This is a genomic window from Bacillus sp. CH140a_4T (genome assembly GCF_008923725.1).
Taxonomy (GTDB): domain Bacteria; phylum Bacillota; class Bacilli; order Bacillales; family Bacillaceae_G; genus Bacillus_A.
In genome coordinates, this window is record NZ_WBPF01000021.1 from 715,004 (window position 1) to 733,429 (window position 18,426).

Consider the following 18,426-nt stretch of genomic DNA (forward strand, 5'->3'; position numbering starts at 1 on the left):
ATATATAATCTAATATTTTTTTTATATAATTATAAACAAACATAGTTACAGCAAGAGAATGCTTGTATGCTGATTTGTACTGCATTCCCTTATTCCATGTATGCTATATTTCTATTCTTCTTTTTCCAATATTACATCCCTACAAAGAATAGAAATTACATTCAATTTTTAAACAAACCGAAAAAACTTTCCGTTTTTGTTTCTGATTTTTTGCAACTTCTTATAAATGCGTAACTACCATTTTGCATTTATCTTCTTTATATGCTGGGAACATCACCAATGGATGTCCCTGCCCTCTGTAAAAAAACCTTACTTTTAAAAAGTAAGGTTTTTTGTATTTATTCATTAGCGATATAAGCATTCTTATAAGTATAAACGCCACCAAATTGATGCTTCTCAATTCCTTTTACATAATCCTTTTGTACGTATGCTGAACCCATTTGATAAAGCGGTGCGACTGCAGCATCCTCTAACAGAATACGTTCGGCCTCTTGTAATGCTTCCCATCTTTTCTTTTGATCTAGTACAAAATCGCTTTTCGCTTTCTTTATTAATTCATCGTAGTGAAGGTTAGAATAATTCATTTTGTTATTTGGATTACTCGTCGTAAATAGCTCTAAATAACTAATTGGGTCTTTATAGTCAGGTCCCCAATTTGCCATAGATATATCATATTCTCCTGTTTGTTCTAACTGTAATTTTTGCTTAAATGGCTGTTGTTTAATTTGTATCGTTAATCCTTGCAAATTCTTTTCTAAGTCGCCTTTTATATATTCTGCCATACGTTTTGCATTATCTTGTTCAAACGTTAAAAACTCGAGGTTTACTTGTTCTACTCCCAGTTCTTTTTTCGCTTCTTCCCAAATCTTTTTCGCATTTTGCAAATCATATGAAGAAAGATCTCCGTTTTCTTTTCTAAAATCTTGGCCAGTCTCTTCATTTATATGACCAGCTGGTACAAGTCCGCTTGCAGGTTTTGCCCCGTTATTAATAAAGTGAGCAACGAAATCTTCTTTATTTAACGCGAATGAAATAGCCTGACGCACTTTCTTATTTGCTAACGCATTATTTTTTTCATTAAAACGTAGCATAGCAATTCCAGAATCGCTCGACATATGTAATTCCTTATTCCCTTTATACTTGTCTACAAATTGAGAATTAATAGGCACTCGATCCAAATCACCAGCTTCGTATAAATTAACAACCGTCATTATATCCTTTACAATTTGAAAGTTTATTTCGTCTAATTTCACTTTCTTTTCATCCCAATATGTAGCATTCTTCTTTAATTGAAACTCTTGTTCATGCTTCCATTTCTCTAATACAAATGGCCCGTTATATATGAGATTACTAGGTTCCAATGCATAATTCTTTCCTTGTTCTTTCAAAAATGATTCATGCTGCGGCAAGTAAATCGGCAGTGCTAACAGCTGTAAAAAATACGGGATTGACTGTTCGAGTTCCACTTCTAACTTATAATCATTTATAACTTTAACCCCAAGTTCATCAAGAGGCATTGTTCCCTTATTTATCTCTTTCGCATTTTTCACGTAAAAGAGCATGTACGCATATTGAGACGCTGTTTCACGGTTAATTGCACGTTTCCATGCAAACATAAAATCATTTGCTGTCACACTGTCTCCATTTGACCATTTTGCATCTTTACGCAAATCAAATGTATATTTTTTACCATCTTCACTTCTTTTAACCGATTTTGCTACTGCTGGAATAGGCTGATCTTGATCATCTAATACATACAACCCTTCAAATATGTTTTGCATAACGTGTGCTGATGTACCATCCATCGTTTTCGCAGTATCAAGAGAAGGAATTTCTTCTGATACAGTTACATTTAATACTTGTTTTTTTGCCTCTGTTTCACTTTTATTCGCTTTATTATTACAAGCTGTTAATAATAAAGATGTAACAAGTGCCATTACCATTAAATGGCTCTTTTTTCGCTTCATGAGTTGTTCTCCTTAAGTATAAAATATTATAAAGCGTTATATATTATAGCAGAAATATGAACAGAAAGATGCGACATTCTTTTGAATATTTATTCGTTCAAGAAAAAAGCGATCCTTTTAAAAAGGATCGCTTTTTCAAATACCTATCTTTGTAAACCTCGTTTATAACGCCTTGCTTCAAATATAATACGCTCTTCATCTAACGTTTTACATTCGCCATTCCAAACGACACGTTTTCCGTTAATAATTACATCGCTTATGTCTTTCCCACTAGCAGCATACACAAGGTGTGATAACACTTCATCTGCTGGTTGTAAATGCGGCTTATTAGATGGGTCAATCGTAATAAAATCGGCACACTTTCCAACTTCAAGTGATCCTGTTTGTTTCATACCAATTACTTCAGCAGCTCCTTTAGTCGCAAGTGTAAGAGCAGTTTCAACTGGTAATGCTGTTGCATCTTGATGAATACCTTTTTGTAATAATGTTGCGATGCGCATTTCTTCAAACATGTCTAAATTATTGTTAGATGCCACACTATCTGTTGCAATTCCTACTTTCATTCCTGCTTCTAGCATCGCTTTTACGTTCGCTATACCAGAACCTAGTTTTAAATTACTATTCGGGTTATGAGCTACTCGAACATCATGTTCTGCTAAAAATGCACGCTCATTTTCATTTAATACTACACCGTGTGCAATAACTGTTGGACGTTTAAACAACCCGCAACTTGCTGCATATTCTACTGGACGTTTTCCGTACTGTGCCTCAATATCACGTACTTCACGCTCTGTTTCCGAAAGATGAATATGAACCATCGTTTGATTTTCTACTGCAATTCGTGCGCATTCTTCTAACAGTTCTGTGGAACATGTATATGGACTATGCGGTGCAACCATCGTAGTTAACATGCCACTTTCGTTATAGTAACGCTTTACATATTTCTCAGCTTCTTCAATTGCTTTCTTTTCATCGTCTTTCGTTCCGAAGCTAAATAAAGTTCTTGAAACAGCAGCTCGCATCCCACTTTTTGATACCGTTTCCATAATTGCATCTTGATCTACTCCAATTGGATTAAACATATCAGAGAATGATGTTGTACCACTTTTCACCATTTCAAGTAACCCTAATTCCGTACTAGCGGCCGCAAGCTCTGGAGTAAACTGACTTTCAAGTGGCCAAATTCTCGTCTCCAGCCATGGTTGTAATAACATATCATCGCCAATACCTCTTAAGAGACTCATTACAACGTGTGTATGTGTATTTACCAGCCCTGGTAAAATCCACTTTCCTTTCATGTCAATTACTTCATTTACTTCAAAATCATTAGCGAATTCTCCGCTCTTTACATCTATAATTTGATCATTTTCTACAATGATATATCCATTTTCTATCACTTCATTTTGTTCATTCATCGTTACGATTGTAGCGTTTACATAAGTTGTTTTCAAAAGTATTTCCCCTTTCAACTCTATGAAGTTCCCTTTAATAAGTTACCACCATTATAGTAACTTTTTAAAGATTAAGAGTCAAAAGATAATTTCAATTCTTTCATTATCTTTTCCTTCAAAATGCTATATTGTTTTTCATTTGTATCTGCAAATGCTTCTTCTCGATTTGATTCCACATCCAAATAGTTCAGGTTTTCATTGAATTGAGTCTCTGTAAAATCAAACCTATGTCCATCTATACAGTTATAAAAGTGCCACTCCTCTCCTATTTTTGTCTTCTTAATTTTCCCTCCGTATATATCTTGAACTACTAGAGCCGTTACACCACACTGTCCCTTTGCTGGATTTTCAATAGTCCACTTTGAACTCGTTTCAATCGACCACGATTTCATTAGTGCTTCATATATTCTTTTTCCCTTTATATGAGCCATTCTAAGCTTCTCCTACTATTAATAGTTTTACACATCATATTTCAAAAGAGGCAATAAACGATTCTTAAAAACCGTTGATGGTGTTTCCCCGATTAACTTCGCCCCCATCTTCAAGTAAAACCCTTTTGCATTCGGATCACTATTAATCGTAAAACTTTTTATTCCTAGTTCCTTTGCTTGCTCTATTACAAACTTCCACATTACTTTCCCATACCCAGTTCCCTTGTAACGAGGATGAATGTATAAGAAATCTAGAGATTTATCATTACGTAAAAATGAAAAAAATCCAATCATCTTATTATCGTTTTCTAAAACATATACAAAATTATTTTTTATGTACTCATCGGTAATTGTTAAATCTTCCTTACAAGCCAGTAGGAATTCTTCGCTATAGTTCCATGTTGCTTTTGAATGTAGTGCGAGTTCACTTAATTCATTTCCTTCACTTAATAACGCTTCTCTTATCTTCATGACTCTTTCTCCTCACCTTTAATATATAAACTCTTAAAATGATTCGAAAAGTAATTTAAAAAACCTCTTATTTCCGTATATAAGAGATTACTTTTATAAATTTTCATTATAGGTAACAATTTTTCAAAAGAAAAAAAACGCCATTCCTGAAATTTGGCGTTCTTTTTCTTTCAATCTTTATAGCATATTATGTTAAGAATTATTCTTATATTTCTATACAGTTTCTACTACCGCTTCAAGCATTGTTCCATTTTTAGCATAATTCGTATGCCAAGAAAAAGCTTTTTCTAAAACATGAGGGGTTTGTCCACCTCTTGTTTGTGCTTCTTCGAAATAAGCTCTTAGCTGGTCACGATACATTGGATGTACGCAATTCTCAATAAGTAGTTCCATTCTTTCTCTTGGCGCTAGTCCTCTTAAGTCCGCATACCCTTGTTCAGTGACGATAACATCTACATCGTGTTCCGTATGGTCTACATGCGAAACGAAAGGAACGATACTTGAAATGTTGCCGCCTTTTGCAATCGATTTAGTAACAAAGATAGCTAAACGCGCATTTCTCGCAAAATCACCAGAACCACCAATACCGTTCATCATTTTTGTACCTAAAACGTGAGTAGAGTTAACATTTCCGTATATATCTAATTCTAAAGCAGTATTAATCGAGATCAATCCAAGGCGGCGAATGATTTCAGGGTGATTAGAAATCTCTTGCGGGCGCATCATTAATTTGTCACGATATTTTTCAAAGTTGGAAAATACTCGCTGCATTTTCTCTTCAGAAAGCGTGATGGAGCAGCAGGAAGCAAAATTGACTTTCCCAGCATCCATTAGATCAAAGACCGCATCCTGTAAAACTTCAGAATACACTTCTAAACCTTCAAACTCCGAATCTAGCATGCCGTGCAATACTGCATTAGCAACTGAACCAATTCCCGATTGTAACGGTGCTAAACGATTTGTTAATCGGCCTACTTTAACTTCTTCTTGAAGGAACTCTATTAAATGTTGTGCCATAATAACAGTTTCTTCATCTGGAGGAACAATTGTCGATGGTGAATCCAGTTGATTCGTAAACACAATCCCCTTCACTTTTTCAGCATCAATTGGGATACCGATCGTTCCAATTCGATCATCCGTTTTTACGAGCGGAATTGGAAGTCTTTCCCCTTGTTTACCTGGTTCATATAAATCATGTAGCCCCTCTAGTTGCGTAGATTGAGCCATATTCATTTCAATAATAATGGACTTAGCATTTAAGGAGAATGCTAAGGAATTTCCAATTGAAGTCGTTGGAATAATCATTCCATCTTCAGTAATCGCAACCGCTTCCAAAATAGCGACATCTATATCCATAACGTCAGCACGAAGTAACTCTGCTGTATGAGATAAGTGCTGATCTACAAATAAAAAGTCTCCGTTATTAATTCCTTTTCGCATAGTCGCATCGGCTTGGAAAGGCAATCTTTTCCCTAAAATTCCTGCCTCAGCAAATAATTTATCTACATCCGAACCTAAGGAAGCCCCTGTATAAACATTTACTTTAAAAGATTTATCATTTTTAACTCGGTTTACAAGTGCAAATGGAACTGCTTTTACATCCCCAGCACGTGTAAATCCACTTAAACCTAAAGTCATCCCACTTTCAATCCATGAAGCTGCTTCTTCAGGTGTAACTACTCGATCCTTTAATCGTTGATCCCTAATTCTATCCAAATTATTCTCCATATGTAATCCCTCTCTTAATGAATATTCATAATTATTTTACACATTAACAGTATCAAAATAGGGATTTCCTTACACAATGCCGAAAATTCAGATAAAACAGCGAATCTAGGTTCTAAAGCAGAAACATTTAGAATCCTAGAAGCTTACGAAAATAGCTAGCATATGATTGACTCACTGGTACCCTCTCTCCGTTATCCATAGAAAGTAAAAAAGTAGAATGCGTATCAGGGTAAATCGCTTTAATATGATTAACATTTACAATAAAAGAACGGTGACATCTAATAAACGAATCTTTCGGAAGCAAGTATTCAAATTCTTGTAGCGAGTACTTATGTGTTCCAGTTAACTCTTCTGAATTCACATATGTCTTTTTATCTTTAGCTTCTAAATACATAACCTTTGAGAAAGGAACCGGAACCCATCCGTCTGTTGTTTTTAAAGTAACGACCGACTTACCATCCGTTAAAGCGGGATAAATTGCCGTCACGCAACCTTCAATCTTGTCATTATTTGAAAATGGTACGGCCATTCCATGATAAGGAATACCGAAAACATCCCGGTTAATAAACTCAGAGGCTTTTTGCTTCGTTATCATTGCTTTATGGGCAATCGTTCCTTCCTTAATAGTATCCCCGGCGTTAATCTTTAAATCAATTCGTTTACTTGGCCGATAGTAAATATATTCTTTTGTATTTGAAACTGCGATTGAAATTTCATCTGAAAATAGTTCCCCAACAACATCCAATAGTATACCTAACGTTTTATCTTCCATAGTATGAACACCTCATTCACTATTATACTACTATTATGAACGGGCAGCTGTTGCTTTTAAATGTAACGCAAGTTCACTAGCTTCAATTACTATCAATTTTATTACTTGCATAATTGTTTCTCTGCACCATCAAAATATGAACTACTAAAGCATTGCCACAAGCATTAAAAAAATCTTTATTTTTATAAACTTTAAATCAACTTGCTTCTTACATTACTTGCATTATAAAATAAAAAAGTATTCTAAAAAACAATTCATCTAGGGGGAATTGCCTATGCCGTTGGATTCCATTTCAGGTAACGAATATTCCAACATTTAAAGGAGTGCCTGAAATTTGTTAAACTCATATATCAATTCATTTTTATATAAAAATACAGAAAAATTTAATGGGACAATTTTAATAGCTCATAAAGAAGGGATTCTTTATAAACATTCATTTGGAAAAGCTAATTATAATTGGGACGTACCTAATACATCTACAACGAAGTTTCGTATTGGATCAATAACTAAAATCTTCACAGCAGTTTCAACTTTAATGCTTGTGGAAGAGAAAAAATTACAACTACATGATACTTTAGATCAATTTATTCCCAATTTCCCAAAAGGAAATCAAATTATGATCAAGCATTTACTAAATCATACTGCTGGAGTTGGTAATATTACTGCTCAACATGATTTTTTATCGCAAGCTTGTCAACCTCGAACACCAGATGAACTAATACAATGGGTTATTGCATGTCCCTTTGAATCTAGACCTGGTGAAAAATTCAATTATTCGAATTCAGGTTATATTATATTAGGAAAAATTATTGAAATTATAAGTGGAATTTCTTATGAGGAATTTCTTAAAAAGAAAATTTTCTATCCAATCTCCATAATGAACACAAGTATTGATTTGAATCACACTATTCAAAAGCATAAAGCAACTGGGTATGAGTTACATCCAAACCATGGCCTACAGAACGCATCATTTATTCATATGTCTAATTCATATTCAGCTGGTGGATTAGTTTCTACAGCCGAAGATTTATATAGATTTGATAAGGCGCTAAAAGAAAATCGCTTATTATCAAGTAGGTTGACGTCTCGTATGCTTACTGCAGAATCTTACGGATATGGTTACGGTTGGAATATTGCTATGACTGAGAAAAATAATAAACTTATATTTCATCACGGAGGAATTAACGGCTTTACGTCCTCCTATTTACGATTAATTGACAAAGAGGCTACAATCATCATTTTAAGCAATGTATCTACACTATTAACATCGACTCTTGCTAATGAAATCGCTTCTTATATAGAAAATAATTTTTAAATCTATTATGATTTGAAAAACCGTTCATCATTTTGAACGGTTTTTCAAACAATTTAGTTCACCTTAGCCCCATAACATCTAGCTACCGCAACTGCCTGTGCTATATCTAATTTTACATTTTTTAAATTAAAGCTTGTAAAGTCAATTCTATCAACTATCGCTCCCTTTAAATTTGCACCGCTAAGTTTCACCTTACCTAATTGTGCACCGGTTAAATCCGCTTCACGTAAATCTGCTTTTTCTAAATTACATTCATATAGGTCAGCTTCAATGAAACGTATACCCTTTAACATTTGTTTACTTAAGTTCGCAAACCTTAAATTCGTATATGACCAATCGCCCGATATGATAGTTATTCCGTCTAAATTCGCTTCTTCAAAATCGGAACCAGTCATTTTACATTCTTCAAACTTCGCTACAAATAAATTCGCACCAACAAACTTACAATTTGCAAATGTAGTTCTTTGATGGATAGAAGCATTAAAAAGAGCACCGGTAAAATCACATTCTATGAAATTACAATTTTCAGTAGAAACTTCCGATGCATCTATCCCTCTAAAACGGCATTTTATGAAAGTACAATTCTTCAATTCCTCTTCTTTAATCAAAACATCTTGAAAATCTATTTCTACATATTCTTTATTAACAAATTCACTCATAACTATTCCTCCATCTCCTTAAAGAAACCTCACTTCAAAAAAGTGAGGTTTCTTCTCATACAATATGCTTATCTAACCATAAAATCAAATCTTGAAATACTTCATCTCGATTTACTTCATGGAACATTTCATGTCTTCCATTTTCATATAAACGCAGTGTTACATCTTTCACGCCACATTTTTTATAGTTTTCATATACTTCTTTTACACCTTTCCCCATATCCCCAACAGGATCACGATCTCCTGAAAAAATATGTATTGGAAGGTTTTTCGGTGTTTTCTTGAACTCTTCTAGTTTATTTACTTCTAATACACCAGAAAATAATTCTCGATAAAAACTCGTCGTACAAATGAATCCACATAACGGATCTTGAATATACTTATCAACTTGATTATTATCTGAAGATAACCAATCAAATTTTGTACGATTTGGTTTAAAGTGTGAATTGAAGTTTCCGAAAGATAAAAAGTTTAGCATCGGACTTTTCGTTTTTGTCCCGCGTAATTTCATCTCAATTGTCGCTACTTTATGACCGATACTTCCTAAAAGACCTGGATTTCCACCAGTTCCTGAAATAAGGAATCCATCATATAATTCACCTTTCAGTTGTACAGCACGTCTTGATAAAAAAGAACCCATACTATGTCCAAGTAAAAATAACGGGCATGTCTGCTCTTTTCTTATCGTTTCTGATACAAAAATAACATCAGATACAGCCTCATTCCAACCTACATTTGGTTCAAAATGACCATAATCTTCTTCTCTTTTCACTGTTTTCCCATGACCTTTATGATCATGCGCATAAACACCATAGCCTGCTTCTAATAACGCAGCAATAAAGTCTGTATAAACACCTGCATGTTCTGTCATACCATGTGCAATTTGAATAATCCCTCGCGGATCTCTTTCTGGTAGCCACTTACGTAAATAAATTTCCGATCCATCCAATGCCGTAACGAAACTTTCCTGTACGTTCATTTCGTCAGCCCCCAACTCTATTATGTATATCAAAAAATGAATATCCATTCATTATTCTTATTATGTATTATATGCAATTGCCTTCATTATGACAAATGACTCACTTTTCCAACTAGCTCTTAAACTAATATATTGACGAATAGAAAATAAAATTATATAGTTACTTACATAAAGTAATCATCATATTTTTGGGAGGTTTCTATTATGATGCCATCATTATTTTTAGCACACGGATCACCGATGCTTGCTATTCAAGATACAGACTATACAAGGTTTTTAAAAACACTTGGAGAAACATATAAACCGAAAGCGATTGTTATTTTCACCGCTCACTGGGAAAGTGAAACATTAACGATTTCTTCATCAGATAACGAATATGAAACAATTTATGATTTTGGAGGTTTTCCTCCTGAGTTATACGAAATCAAATATCGTGCAAAAGGCTCTTCTAACATCGCATCTATGTTAGAAACAAAATTTAAAAACAAAGGTATTTTAGTCCATCATAATATGACGAGAGGTTTAGATCATGGCTCATGGACACTATTGCACCGTATGTATCCAGAAGCAAACATTCCTGTCGTCCAAATATCAGTCAATCCATTCCTTCCTGCAAAAGAGCAATTTAAGATTGGAGAAGCACTTAAAGGACTTGGACAAGAAGATATTTTAATAATCGGTAGCGGTGTTACTGTTCATAACTTACGAGCTTTGAAATGGAATCAAACGACACCCGAACAATGGGCAATTGAATTTGATGATTGGATTATTAAACATATGCAGATTACTGATAAAGATGCATTATTTAATTGGGAGAACAATGCCCCTCATGCACAATTAGCAGTACCAAGAGCAGAGCATTTTGTTCCTTTATTTATCGCTATGGGAAGTGGTGAAAATAACGGTGAAGTCATTCACCGCAGTTATGAGCTTGGTACATTAAGTTATCTTTGTCTCCAATTTTAAAGAAAAGGATGAAGCAATAATTGCTTCATCCTTTTCTTTTTTATTCACTTAGTTAACTAACTTCCAAATGTCGTTTCTCTGATACCTCTTCGTTCTTATTATGAAAATAAACCCAAATGCACGCAATAAATAATAATGATGAAGTAGAGAAGAAAACATATTGGAATCCTGCTTGTGCTGCAATTTGTCCACCAAGTACTGGTCCAATCATATTTCCTAAAAACTGAAACGATTGATTATATCCAAATATTCGTCCCGTTACATGAGTTGGTGTATGTTGTTTTAGTAGAGTTTGTACAGAAGGTAATAGTCCTGCTTGTGCGATACCTAATAAAAATCGAAGAATTAATAGTTGCCAAGCTGAGGTTACAAATGCTTGCGGAATAAAAATAATTCCAGCAGCAAACAACGCTACAACTAACGTTTTTTGAGGACCAATTTGATCTGATAGTCGTCCGAGTCTTGGTGCTGCGAAAATAACTGCTAACCCTGTCGCTGACATAACTGCACCCGCAATCATTTCAATATGAGCTGTTCCTGGGCCTTCTAAATTCTTTACATACAATGTAATAATAGGTTGAATTGACATGTTCGCAAGTTGAATAATAAATGTTGTTACAAACAAACTAATAATTAAATGCTTCGCTGGAACCATCGTCCATACTTTTTTCGTTTGTACTTTTTTTGCTTGAGCGGAGTGATTCTCTTCATGTAGGAAGAAAAAAACGATGAGAAAAGAAAGGAATAAAAAAGCTCCTGTAACAAGAAAAACATGGCGCATTCCAATTAACTCTGACAGATAACCACCAAGTAATGGGCCAAGTAAAGAACCGCTCACTCCACCTGTTGAAATTGTGGAGATTGCCCAACCTGAATGTTCTTTCGGAGTTTCTGCCGCAATAAATGTCATCGCCGTTGAAAGGAAACCAGATACTGCTCCCATTAAAAATCTTAGTGCAACTAGTTGATACACATCCGTTACAAATCCCATAAGCGTCATAATAATCGCCATACCTAGGCTCGCACGAATAAGCATCAATTTCCGTCCATGTATATCACCAAGTTTTCCCCATATTGGTGATACGATCGCACCCATTAAAAATGTAATACCAAATGCAAGTCCCGACCACTGTGCAATACTAGAAGTGCCAGTCACTCCTAACTCCTCAATATAAAAAGATAAAAAAGGAATTACTAAACTCATACCGGCTGCAGTGGTAAAACAACCTAGCCAACAAATCATCAAATTTCGTTTCCAGCTGGCCATTTTCACACCTTCTTTCTTTAGATACCCATTCTACACCCTTTATTGTAAAAAGTTTAGTAATTTGCTTTATATGTAAGATTTATTACAAAACCCGCTATTTTCTAGTGAAAATTACTACATCTCTACATCTTTTTCATAAAAAAACCAACTCCCCTATATGGAGTTGGTTACTTATTCTCTATCGGTATTAAACGAGCATTACAATTTCTTTCATAAAACTCAATCGGACCTGCTTGTCCAATAATTGCGTATCCATATCCATCTTGCTTCATACTCTGTAAACAACGATGTAACAATTGCTTCCCTACACCTTTCACACGATTTTGTTTCGCTGTGCCCATTGGACCAAACAATCCTTTCTTCCCTCTCACTACATCATAGCAAGCGAAACCTACTATCACTTCTTCTTGTTCTGCTATATAAATAGGTAAGTTTTCTTTATATGTACGAAATCCATATTCTATTGAACGTAACCAACGTTCATCAAATTGCTCATTTACAAAACTTGCTAATTTTTTAAAATCAGAAAGGTTAGCCATTCTAACAGTACAAGTTAAATCATTATGCGTAGGAACAAAACATTTTAAATCGACCGCTAAATCTCTTGGCTCAGCTATAATATGTAATATATCTTTTTGTATTTGTGCACTTTCACTAAACGTATCCACGCGAAATAGTGCATACATAACATGTCCTTCATTCATCATTACTTGCTGAAAACGTTCCATACGTTTCTTCGCTATTTGTAAAATTTCTAACACCTTATTAGATACCTTGTATTGGCCTATTTTTTTATACTCTTGATCCGTTAAATCGTCTTGTTTTCGTAATGAAAGTTTTTCTAAAAAATTTGTACCCACGTTACGAAACAAATACATATACAACTCGCTGCAAACTCCAGTACCTTCTTTACACATTCCAATAAACAGATGAGTTGGGTGAATAATATTATTTTCCGCCTCTTCTGCTGCAATCTTCAATATGTTATAAACACGTTTTGTAAATTGAAATTCCTCCATATGTATCTCCACCCCCTACTACTTTACTAGTAAACCGTAACCATAAATAAGTGAAACGATTATTCCGACTACCAATATACCTGGCAGTAAATTTGCCACCTTAATTTTAATAATACCAAGTAAGTTCAATCCAATAGCAGCTATCATAATACCACCTGTAGCTGTCATTTCCACTATAAATTGATTCATTAATTCTTTCGGGACCAAACTATTAATTTGTGTTGCAAAAACCGCAATACCTCCTTCGTATAAAATAACTGGAATTGCCGAAAATACTACGCCGATTCCTAACGTCGTCGTTAATATAATAGAAATAAATCCATCGATAATTGCCTTTGTAAATAAAATATCATGATTGCCGCGAATCCCGCTGTCGAGTGCACCAAGTATGCCCATCGCACCAATTGCAAAAATAAGCGTAGCTGTTACAAAACCTTCCGATATGCTCCCTTTCCCTTTCGATCCAACTTTATTTTCTAGCCAATCTCCTAACTGTTTTAGCTTTCCCTCTAATTGTAGCCATTCCCCGATGACGGTACCAATTACTAAACTTAGTATGACAACAAGAAAATTTTCACTTTTCAACGCCATTTGAAGTCCAAGCACAGTAACCGCTAAACCGATTGCATGCATAATTGTTCCCTTCATACTTTCTGGAATTCTACTAAATAATTTACCTAGTAAAGTACCAAATATAATACAAATCCCATTTACAACTGCTCCTAATATGACCATTTCTCATTCTTCACCCTTCGGATTCTTTATTTCTATATTTTGGTTTATTCATTGATTTACAGGTTATCTATATGTTAACTTAATATTGAGAATATTAACAAATGTTTTTCACAACATAAACCGCAATTTTTTGTAGCTATACATAAAATGAAACATTAATTAAGGCGAGTTTCACTACCCACAAATTACGGTATAAACTCAAAAGGAAGGTATTTATGAAAACTTTACTAAAACGATTTCTGTTAATAGCCTTTTGCATTACACCAATTGTTTTATTAATTAACTACTCTTTTACTTCAAAAGCGAAAGACAAACCCGATTTGCAAAACAAATCTAGTAAAACCGCTTCAACAAATGAAAAGAAAATAGAAAATCCGGAAATTACACTCACCTTCTCTGGTGATACAATGTTCGATTGGCAATTACGTCCTGTAATCGAAAAAAACGGGGCTGATTATCCATTCCAGCATGTAAAAGAAGAAATAACAAAAGCTGATATTTCTTTCGTTAATTTAGAGTCAGCATTTACAACGAGAGAAAAGAAAGCTCCTGGACAACTGTTTTGGATTAAAAGCGATCCATCCACGCTTCAAGCGATAAAAAACAATGGATATGACATCGTAAATATTGGGAATAACCATACACTTGATTATGGGCAAGATGGATTATTAGACACGATTTCTCACGTAGAAAAATTAAAGTTCCCTTACATTGGAGCCGGGAAAAATGCAAAAGATGCATATACAGCAAGAGAAATGACCGTAAAAGGGAAAAAGTTCAAATTTCTTTCCTTCGTTCGATTTATGCCTGATACGAATTGGGTAGCTGGTGACAATAAACCTGGTGTTGCGAACGGATATGATTTAAATCTCGTAACAAAAACAATTAAAGAGCAAAAGAAAGATGCAGACTATTTAATTGTCTATATGCATTGGGGCGTTGAAAAATCAAATCGTCCGGTAGAATACCAAAAACAATATGTACCTAAAATGGTTGAAGCAGGAGCTGACGCGATTGTCGGAAGTCACCCACATTGGCTTCAAGGATTTGAGTATTATAATAAAGTTCCTATCGCTTACTCATTAGGAAACTTTTTATTCCCAAGTTATGTGAGCGGGAAAAGCGCCGAAACTGGCGTATTAACTTTAACTTTTAAAGGAAAGGATGTCCAAATGTCATTCAATCCTTACATCATTCGTAACAACCAAATCTCCCCTGTAAATGAGGATGAAAAGAAAAAAGCTCTACAATATTTACAAACAATTTCAACTGATGTAGAAATTGATAATACAGGGAACATAAAAAACAAACGAAACTAGACAACGCAAGATCTATTTCTCTGTAACATACTTTACAGAATAGGTGATGATCATGCTGAAAGACTTATTAGAAAATATAAGTTTGTTAGAGAACATTTATAAAATATCTATAGCCGTTCTACTTTTATGTTCATTTTTTTCTGTTAGACTCCTAAAAAAAATAAAACGTGAACGAAAGCTTACTACCTTTGAATTTACTATGTATGTAATCATTCGTATTGCGATATTCTTTTGGTTAACTAGCTTTGTCCTTCTTGAATATGGAAAATATATTGTTTAATTATAAAAAGATAGATACAAGCAGCATTTCCGCTGTTTGTATCTATCTTTTTTATTTCAGGTACAACTGTATGTTTCCCCCTTTCCTTCTATTAAATAAGCAAATCAAACAAAACAGGATTTTTATTAAGCTCCATAAATTGAATATTATTTTCTTTAAAACGAGTAATTAATTGCTCATAATCTTCTTTATGTTTCAACTCTACTCCGACTAGTGCTGGACCATTTTCTTTATTATGTTTCTTAATGTATTCAAAGCGAGTAATATCATCTTCTGGCCCTAATCCTTTATCAAGAAATTCTCTTAGCGCACCTGAACGCTGCGGGAATTCAATGATGAAGTAATGTTTTAATCCTTCATAAATGAGCGAACGTTCTTTCATTTCTTGCATTCTATCAATATCATTATTTCCACCACTTAGCGTGCATACAACTGTTTTACCTTTTATTTCATCTCTATATAAATCAAGCGCTGCAATAGATAGTGCACCAGCTGGTTCAGCTACAATTGCATTTTTCTTATACAGTTCTAAAATCGTCGTACAAACCTTTCCCTCTGGTACTAAAACAATGTCATCAATTACATCTTTACAAGTTTCAAATGTTAACTTTCCTACCTTTTTAACAGCTGCCCCATCAACAAAACTATCTATTTTCTCTAATGCGACATTTTCATTTTGAAGAAAGGCCTCTTTCATAGATGCAGCTCCCATCGGCTCTACACCAATGATCTTTGTAGCAGGACTAACACCTTTCACATATGTACCAACACCTGATGCTAACCCACCACCGCCGATTGCTGTAAAAATAAAGTCAACCGATTTCTCCATATCATGCATAATTTCAACTGCAACTGTCCCTTGACCAGCAATAACATACGGATCATCGAACGGATGAACGAAAGTCATTCTATTTTCCTCGCAATAGCGCTGTGCTTCTTGAAACGAGCTATCAAATGTATCACCAACTAATACAATTTCCGCAAAATCACCACCGAAAAATTGTACTTGCGATACTTTTTGTTTAGGTGTCGTTGTTGGCATGAAAATCTTTGACGGAATCTTCAATAAATTACACGTATAAGCGACTCCTTGCGCATGATTACCAGCGCTCGCGCATACAACACCGTTTTGTAATTGTTCTTCCGATAAACTTTGAATTAAATTGTACGCACCACGAATTTTGAAAGAGCGAATTAATTGTAAGTCTTCTCTTTTTACATAAACGTCACAATCATATTTCTCAGATAAAACTGTATCTCGTTGTAACGGTGTTTTAATAACGATATCTTTCATGCAATTATGAGCCATTAAGATATCTTCAATTTTCACTCTCTCCTTTACCTTCTGCACCATTTCATATCATCCTTATCTCTTTTAAATTGGCTCAATCAAAATTCGGGATTTTTAGGACTGCACCTGTATTCGCCGATGTTACCATCTGTGCATAACGTCCAAGCCAGCCTGTTTTCACTTTCGGTTCAGGTCGTTTCCATTCTTTTTTACGCTTATTTAATTCTTCGTCACTCACTCTTACTTCTAACAATCTTTCCTCAACATCGATACAAACGATATCTCCTTGTTTTAGAAGTGCAATCGTTCCGCCCGCAGCTGCTTCTGGCGAAATATGCCCTACTGAAATACCACGTGAAGCACCAGAAAAACGACCATCTGTTAATAGTGCAACATCTGCACCTAATCCCATACCAGCAATCGCTGATGTTGGTGCTAACATTTCCGGCATACCAGGGCCGCCTCTTGGTCCTTCATAGCGAATAACAACTACATCCCCTTTTTTAACCTTCCCAAGCATAATGCCCGCAAGCGCCTCATCTTGTGAATTAAAAATAACGCAAGGTCCTTCAAATCGTTTTACTTCAGTTGCTCCGCTTTTAATAACTGCCCCATCTTTCGCAAGGTTTCCTTTTAATATACGTAATCCCCCTTCTTCACTATGAGGGTTTTCGAGAGAATGAATAACTTCCTTATCTTTAATCTCTGCATGAGCAATGTTTTCTCTTAACGTCTGTCCAGTAGCAGTAATACGATCTAAATGAAGTACCCCTTCTTTTCGGCTCATTTCTTTCAAAATTGCACTAATCCCGCCTGCTCGATCAATATCTTCCATATGCCAATTGGAAGCAGGGCTTACTTTACATAAATGTGGTACACGTCTTGAAACTGCATCAATGCGGTTCATATCGTAATCTAAGCCCGCTTCTTGTGCGAGAGCTAACGTGTGCAATACTGTATTCGTTGATCCACCCATTGCCATATCAAGTGCAAACGCATCATCAATTGCTTCTTCCGTTACAATGTCTCGCGGTTTAATATCTCTTTCAATTAAAATTTTTAATTTCTCTGCTGCTTGTTTAATTAATTCTTCGCGTCTTGGATCGATGGCTAAAATACTTCCGTTACCCGGAAGAGCTAAACCTAACACTTCACATAAACAGTTCATAGAGTTCGCTGTAAACATACCAGAACAAGAACCACAAGATGGACAGCCATGATCTTCAATATCCTTTAATTCTTCCTCTGAAATTTTACCAGATTGATAAGCTCCTACTCCTTCAAAAACAGAACTTAAATCAACAACTTCTCCTTTAGATGTTTTTCCAGCCGCCATCGGACCACCTGAAACAAAAACAGTTGGAATGTTAATACGAAGTGCAGCCATCATCATACCAGGTGTGATTTTGTCACAGTTCGGAATACAAATCATGCCATCAAACCAATGTGCATTTACAACCGTTTCTACTGAATCTGCAATGATTTCACGACTCGGAAGCGAATAACGCATACCGATATGCCCCATCGCAATACCGTCATCTACTCCAATTGTATTAAATTCAAATGGAACCATACCCGCTGCACGCACAGCTTCTTTAACAAGTTTTCCAAACTCATTTAAGTGCTTATGACCTGGAATAATTTCAATAAAAGAATTACAGATCGCTATAAACGGTTTATCAAAATCTTCATCTTTCAAACCAGTTGCTTTTAATAAACTACGATGCGGTGCTTTATCAAACCCTTTTTTAATCATGTCACTTCTCATCTTGTCAA

Annotated in this window: 17 protein-coding genes; 4 read left to right on the forward strand and 13 right to left on the reverse strand. The window is 35.0% G+C overall.

Features of this window, described 5'->3' with window-relative positions:
* Positions 1-338: 338 nt before the first annotated feature.
* The 6 genes from F8162_RS25395 to F8162_RS25420 form a co-directional block, all read right to left on the reverse strand.
* The gene (locus F8162_RS25395; protein WP_151630827.1) at positions 339-1,967 is read right to left on the reverse strand and encodes a peptide ABC transporter substrate-binding protein; all 1,629 of its coding nucleotides are present in this window, start codon (positions 1,965-1,967) and stop codon (positions 339-341) included.
* 143 nt (positions 1,968-2,110) lie between these two features.
* On the reverse strand, positions 2,111-3,436 hold the full coding sequence (locus tag F8162_RS25400; protein WP_151630828.1) for a bifunctional S-methyl-5'-thioadenosine deaminase/S-adenosylhomocysteine deaminase: 1,326 nt from the start codon (positions 3,434-3,436) through the stop codon (positions 2,111-2,113).
* 53 nt (positions 3,437-3,489) lie between these two features.
* On the reverse strand, positions 3,490-3,849 hold the full coding sequence (locus F8162_RS25405) for a hypothetical protein (RefSeq protein WP_151630829.1): 360 nt from the start codon (positions 3,847-3,849) through the stop codon (positions 3,490-3,492).
* A gap of 27 nt (positions 3,850-3,876) precedes the next feature.
* Positions 3,877-4,320 (reverse strand): GNAT family N-acetyltransferase, encoded by a 444-nt coding sequence (locus F8162_RS25410; protein ID WP_151630830.1) that lies wholly within the window; start codon positions 4,318-4,320, stop codon positions 3,877-3,879.
* A 213-nt stretch (positions 4,321-4,533) separates the two neighbouring features.
* Complete coding sequence (locus F8162_RS25415) at positions 4,534-6,048, reverse strand: acetyl-CoA hydrolase/transferase family protein (RefSeq protein ID WP_151630831.1); 1,515 nt, start codon at positions 6,046-6,048, stop codon at positions 4,534-4,536.
* A 127-nt stretch (positions 6,049-6,175) separates the two neighbouring features.
* Positions 6,176-6,820, reverse strand: coding sequence for a LytTR family DNA-binding domain-containing protein (locus tag F8162_RS25420; protein ID WP_151630832.1), 645 nt, complete (start codon positions 6,818-6,820; stop codon positions 6,176-6,178).
* 334 nt (positions 6,821-7,154) lie between these two features.
* On the opposite strand from F8162_RS25420, the gene F8162_RS25425 reads away from it, so the two are divergent.
* Positions 7,155-8,135, forward strand: coding sequence for a serine hydrolase domain-containing protein (locus F8162_RS25425; protein ID WP_151630833.1), 981 nt, complete (start codon positions 7,155-7,157; stop codon positions 8,133-8,135).
* A 53-nt stretch (positions 8,136-8,188) separates the two neighbouring features.
* Here the strand turns inward: F8162_RS25425 and F8162_RS25430 are convergent, their stop codons facing one another.
* Complete coding sequence (locus F8162_RS25430; RefSeq protein ID WP_151630834.1) at positions 8,189-8,794, reverse strand: pentapeptide repeat-containing protein; 606 nt, start codon at positions 8,792-8,794, stop codon at positions 8,189-8,191.
* Positions 8,795-8,849: 55 nt separating this feature from the next.
* Positions 8,850-9,773, reverse strand: coding sequence for an alpha/beta hydrolase (locus F8162_RS25435; RefSeq protein ID WP_151630835.1), 924 nt, complete (start codon positions 9,771-9,773; stop codon positions 8,850-8,852).
* A gap of 204 nt (positions 9,774-9,977) precedes the next feature.
* Between F8162_RS25435 and F8162_RS25440 the strand changes: the two genes are divergently transcribed.
* Entirely contained in the window at positions 9,978-10,739 is a 762-nt protein-coding gene (locus F8162_RS25440) for a DODA-type extradiol aromatic ring-opening family dioxygenase (protein WP_151630836.1), read from the forward strand.
* 52 nt (positions 10,740-10,791) lie between these two features.
* On the opposite strand, the gene F8162_RS25445 is transcribed toward F8162_RS25440, so the two are convergent.
* From F8162_RS25445 to F8162_RS25455, 3 genes are all read right to left on the reverse strand, one after another.
* Entirely contained in the window at positions 10,792-12,006 is a 1,215-nt protein-coding gene (locus F8162_RS25445) for a multidrug efflux MFS transporter (protein ID WP_151630837.1), read from the reverse strand.
* 167 nt (positions 12,007-12,173) lie between these two features.
* Positions 12,174-13,025 (reverse strand): GNAT family N-acetyltransferase, encoded by an 852-nt coding sequence (locus F8162_RS25450; protein WP_151630838.1) that lies wholly within the window; start codon positions 13,023-13,025, stop codon positions 12,174-12,176.
* Between the two features lie 18 nt (positions 13,026-13,043).
* A complete protein-coding gene (locus F8162_RS25455) occupies positions 13,044-13,760 on the reverse strand; it encodes a DUF554 domain-containing protein (RefSeq protein ID WP_151630839.1) in 717 nt (238 codons plus the stop codon).
* A gap of 215 nt (positions 13,761-13,975) precedes the next feature.
* Here F8162_RS25455 and F8162_RS25460 point away from each other — a divergent pair, with 215 nt between their 5' ends.
* Positions 13,976-15,079 carry a CapA family protein gene (locus tag F8162_RS25460; protein WP_151630840.1) on the forward strand — a complete coding sequence of 368 codons (1,104 nt, stop codon included), beginning with the start codon at positions 13,976-13,978 and terminating at the stop codon, positions 15,077-15,079.
* Between the two features lie 52 nt (positions 15,080-15,131).
* A complete protein-coding gene (locus F8162_RS25465; RefSeq protein WP_151630841.1) occupies positions 15,132-15,359 on the forward strand; it encodes a hypothetical protein in 228 nt (75 codons plus the stop codon).
* 91 nt (positions 15,360-15,450) lie between these two features.
* Here the strand turns inward: F8162_RS25465 and ilvA are convergent, their stop codons facing one another.
* Complete coding sequence (gene ilvA, locus F8162_RS25470; RefSeq protein ID WP_151630842.1) at positions 15,451-16,713, reverse strand: threonine ammonia-lyase IlvA; 1,263 nt, start codon at positions 16,711-16,713, stop codon at positions 15,451-15,453.
* A 31-nt stretch (positions 16,714-16,744) separates the two neighbouring features.
* Positions 16,745-18,418, reverse strand: coding sequence for a dihydroxy-acid dehydratase (gene ilvD / locus F8162_RS25475; RefSeq protein ID WP_151630843.1), 1,674 nt, complete (start codon positions 18,416-18,418; stop codon positions 16,745-16,747).
* Between the last annotated feature and the right edge of the window lie 8 nt (positions 18,419-18,426).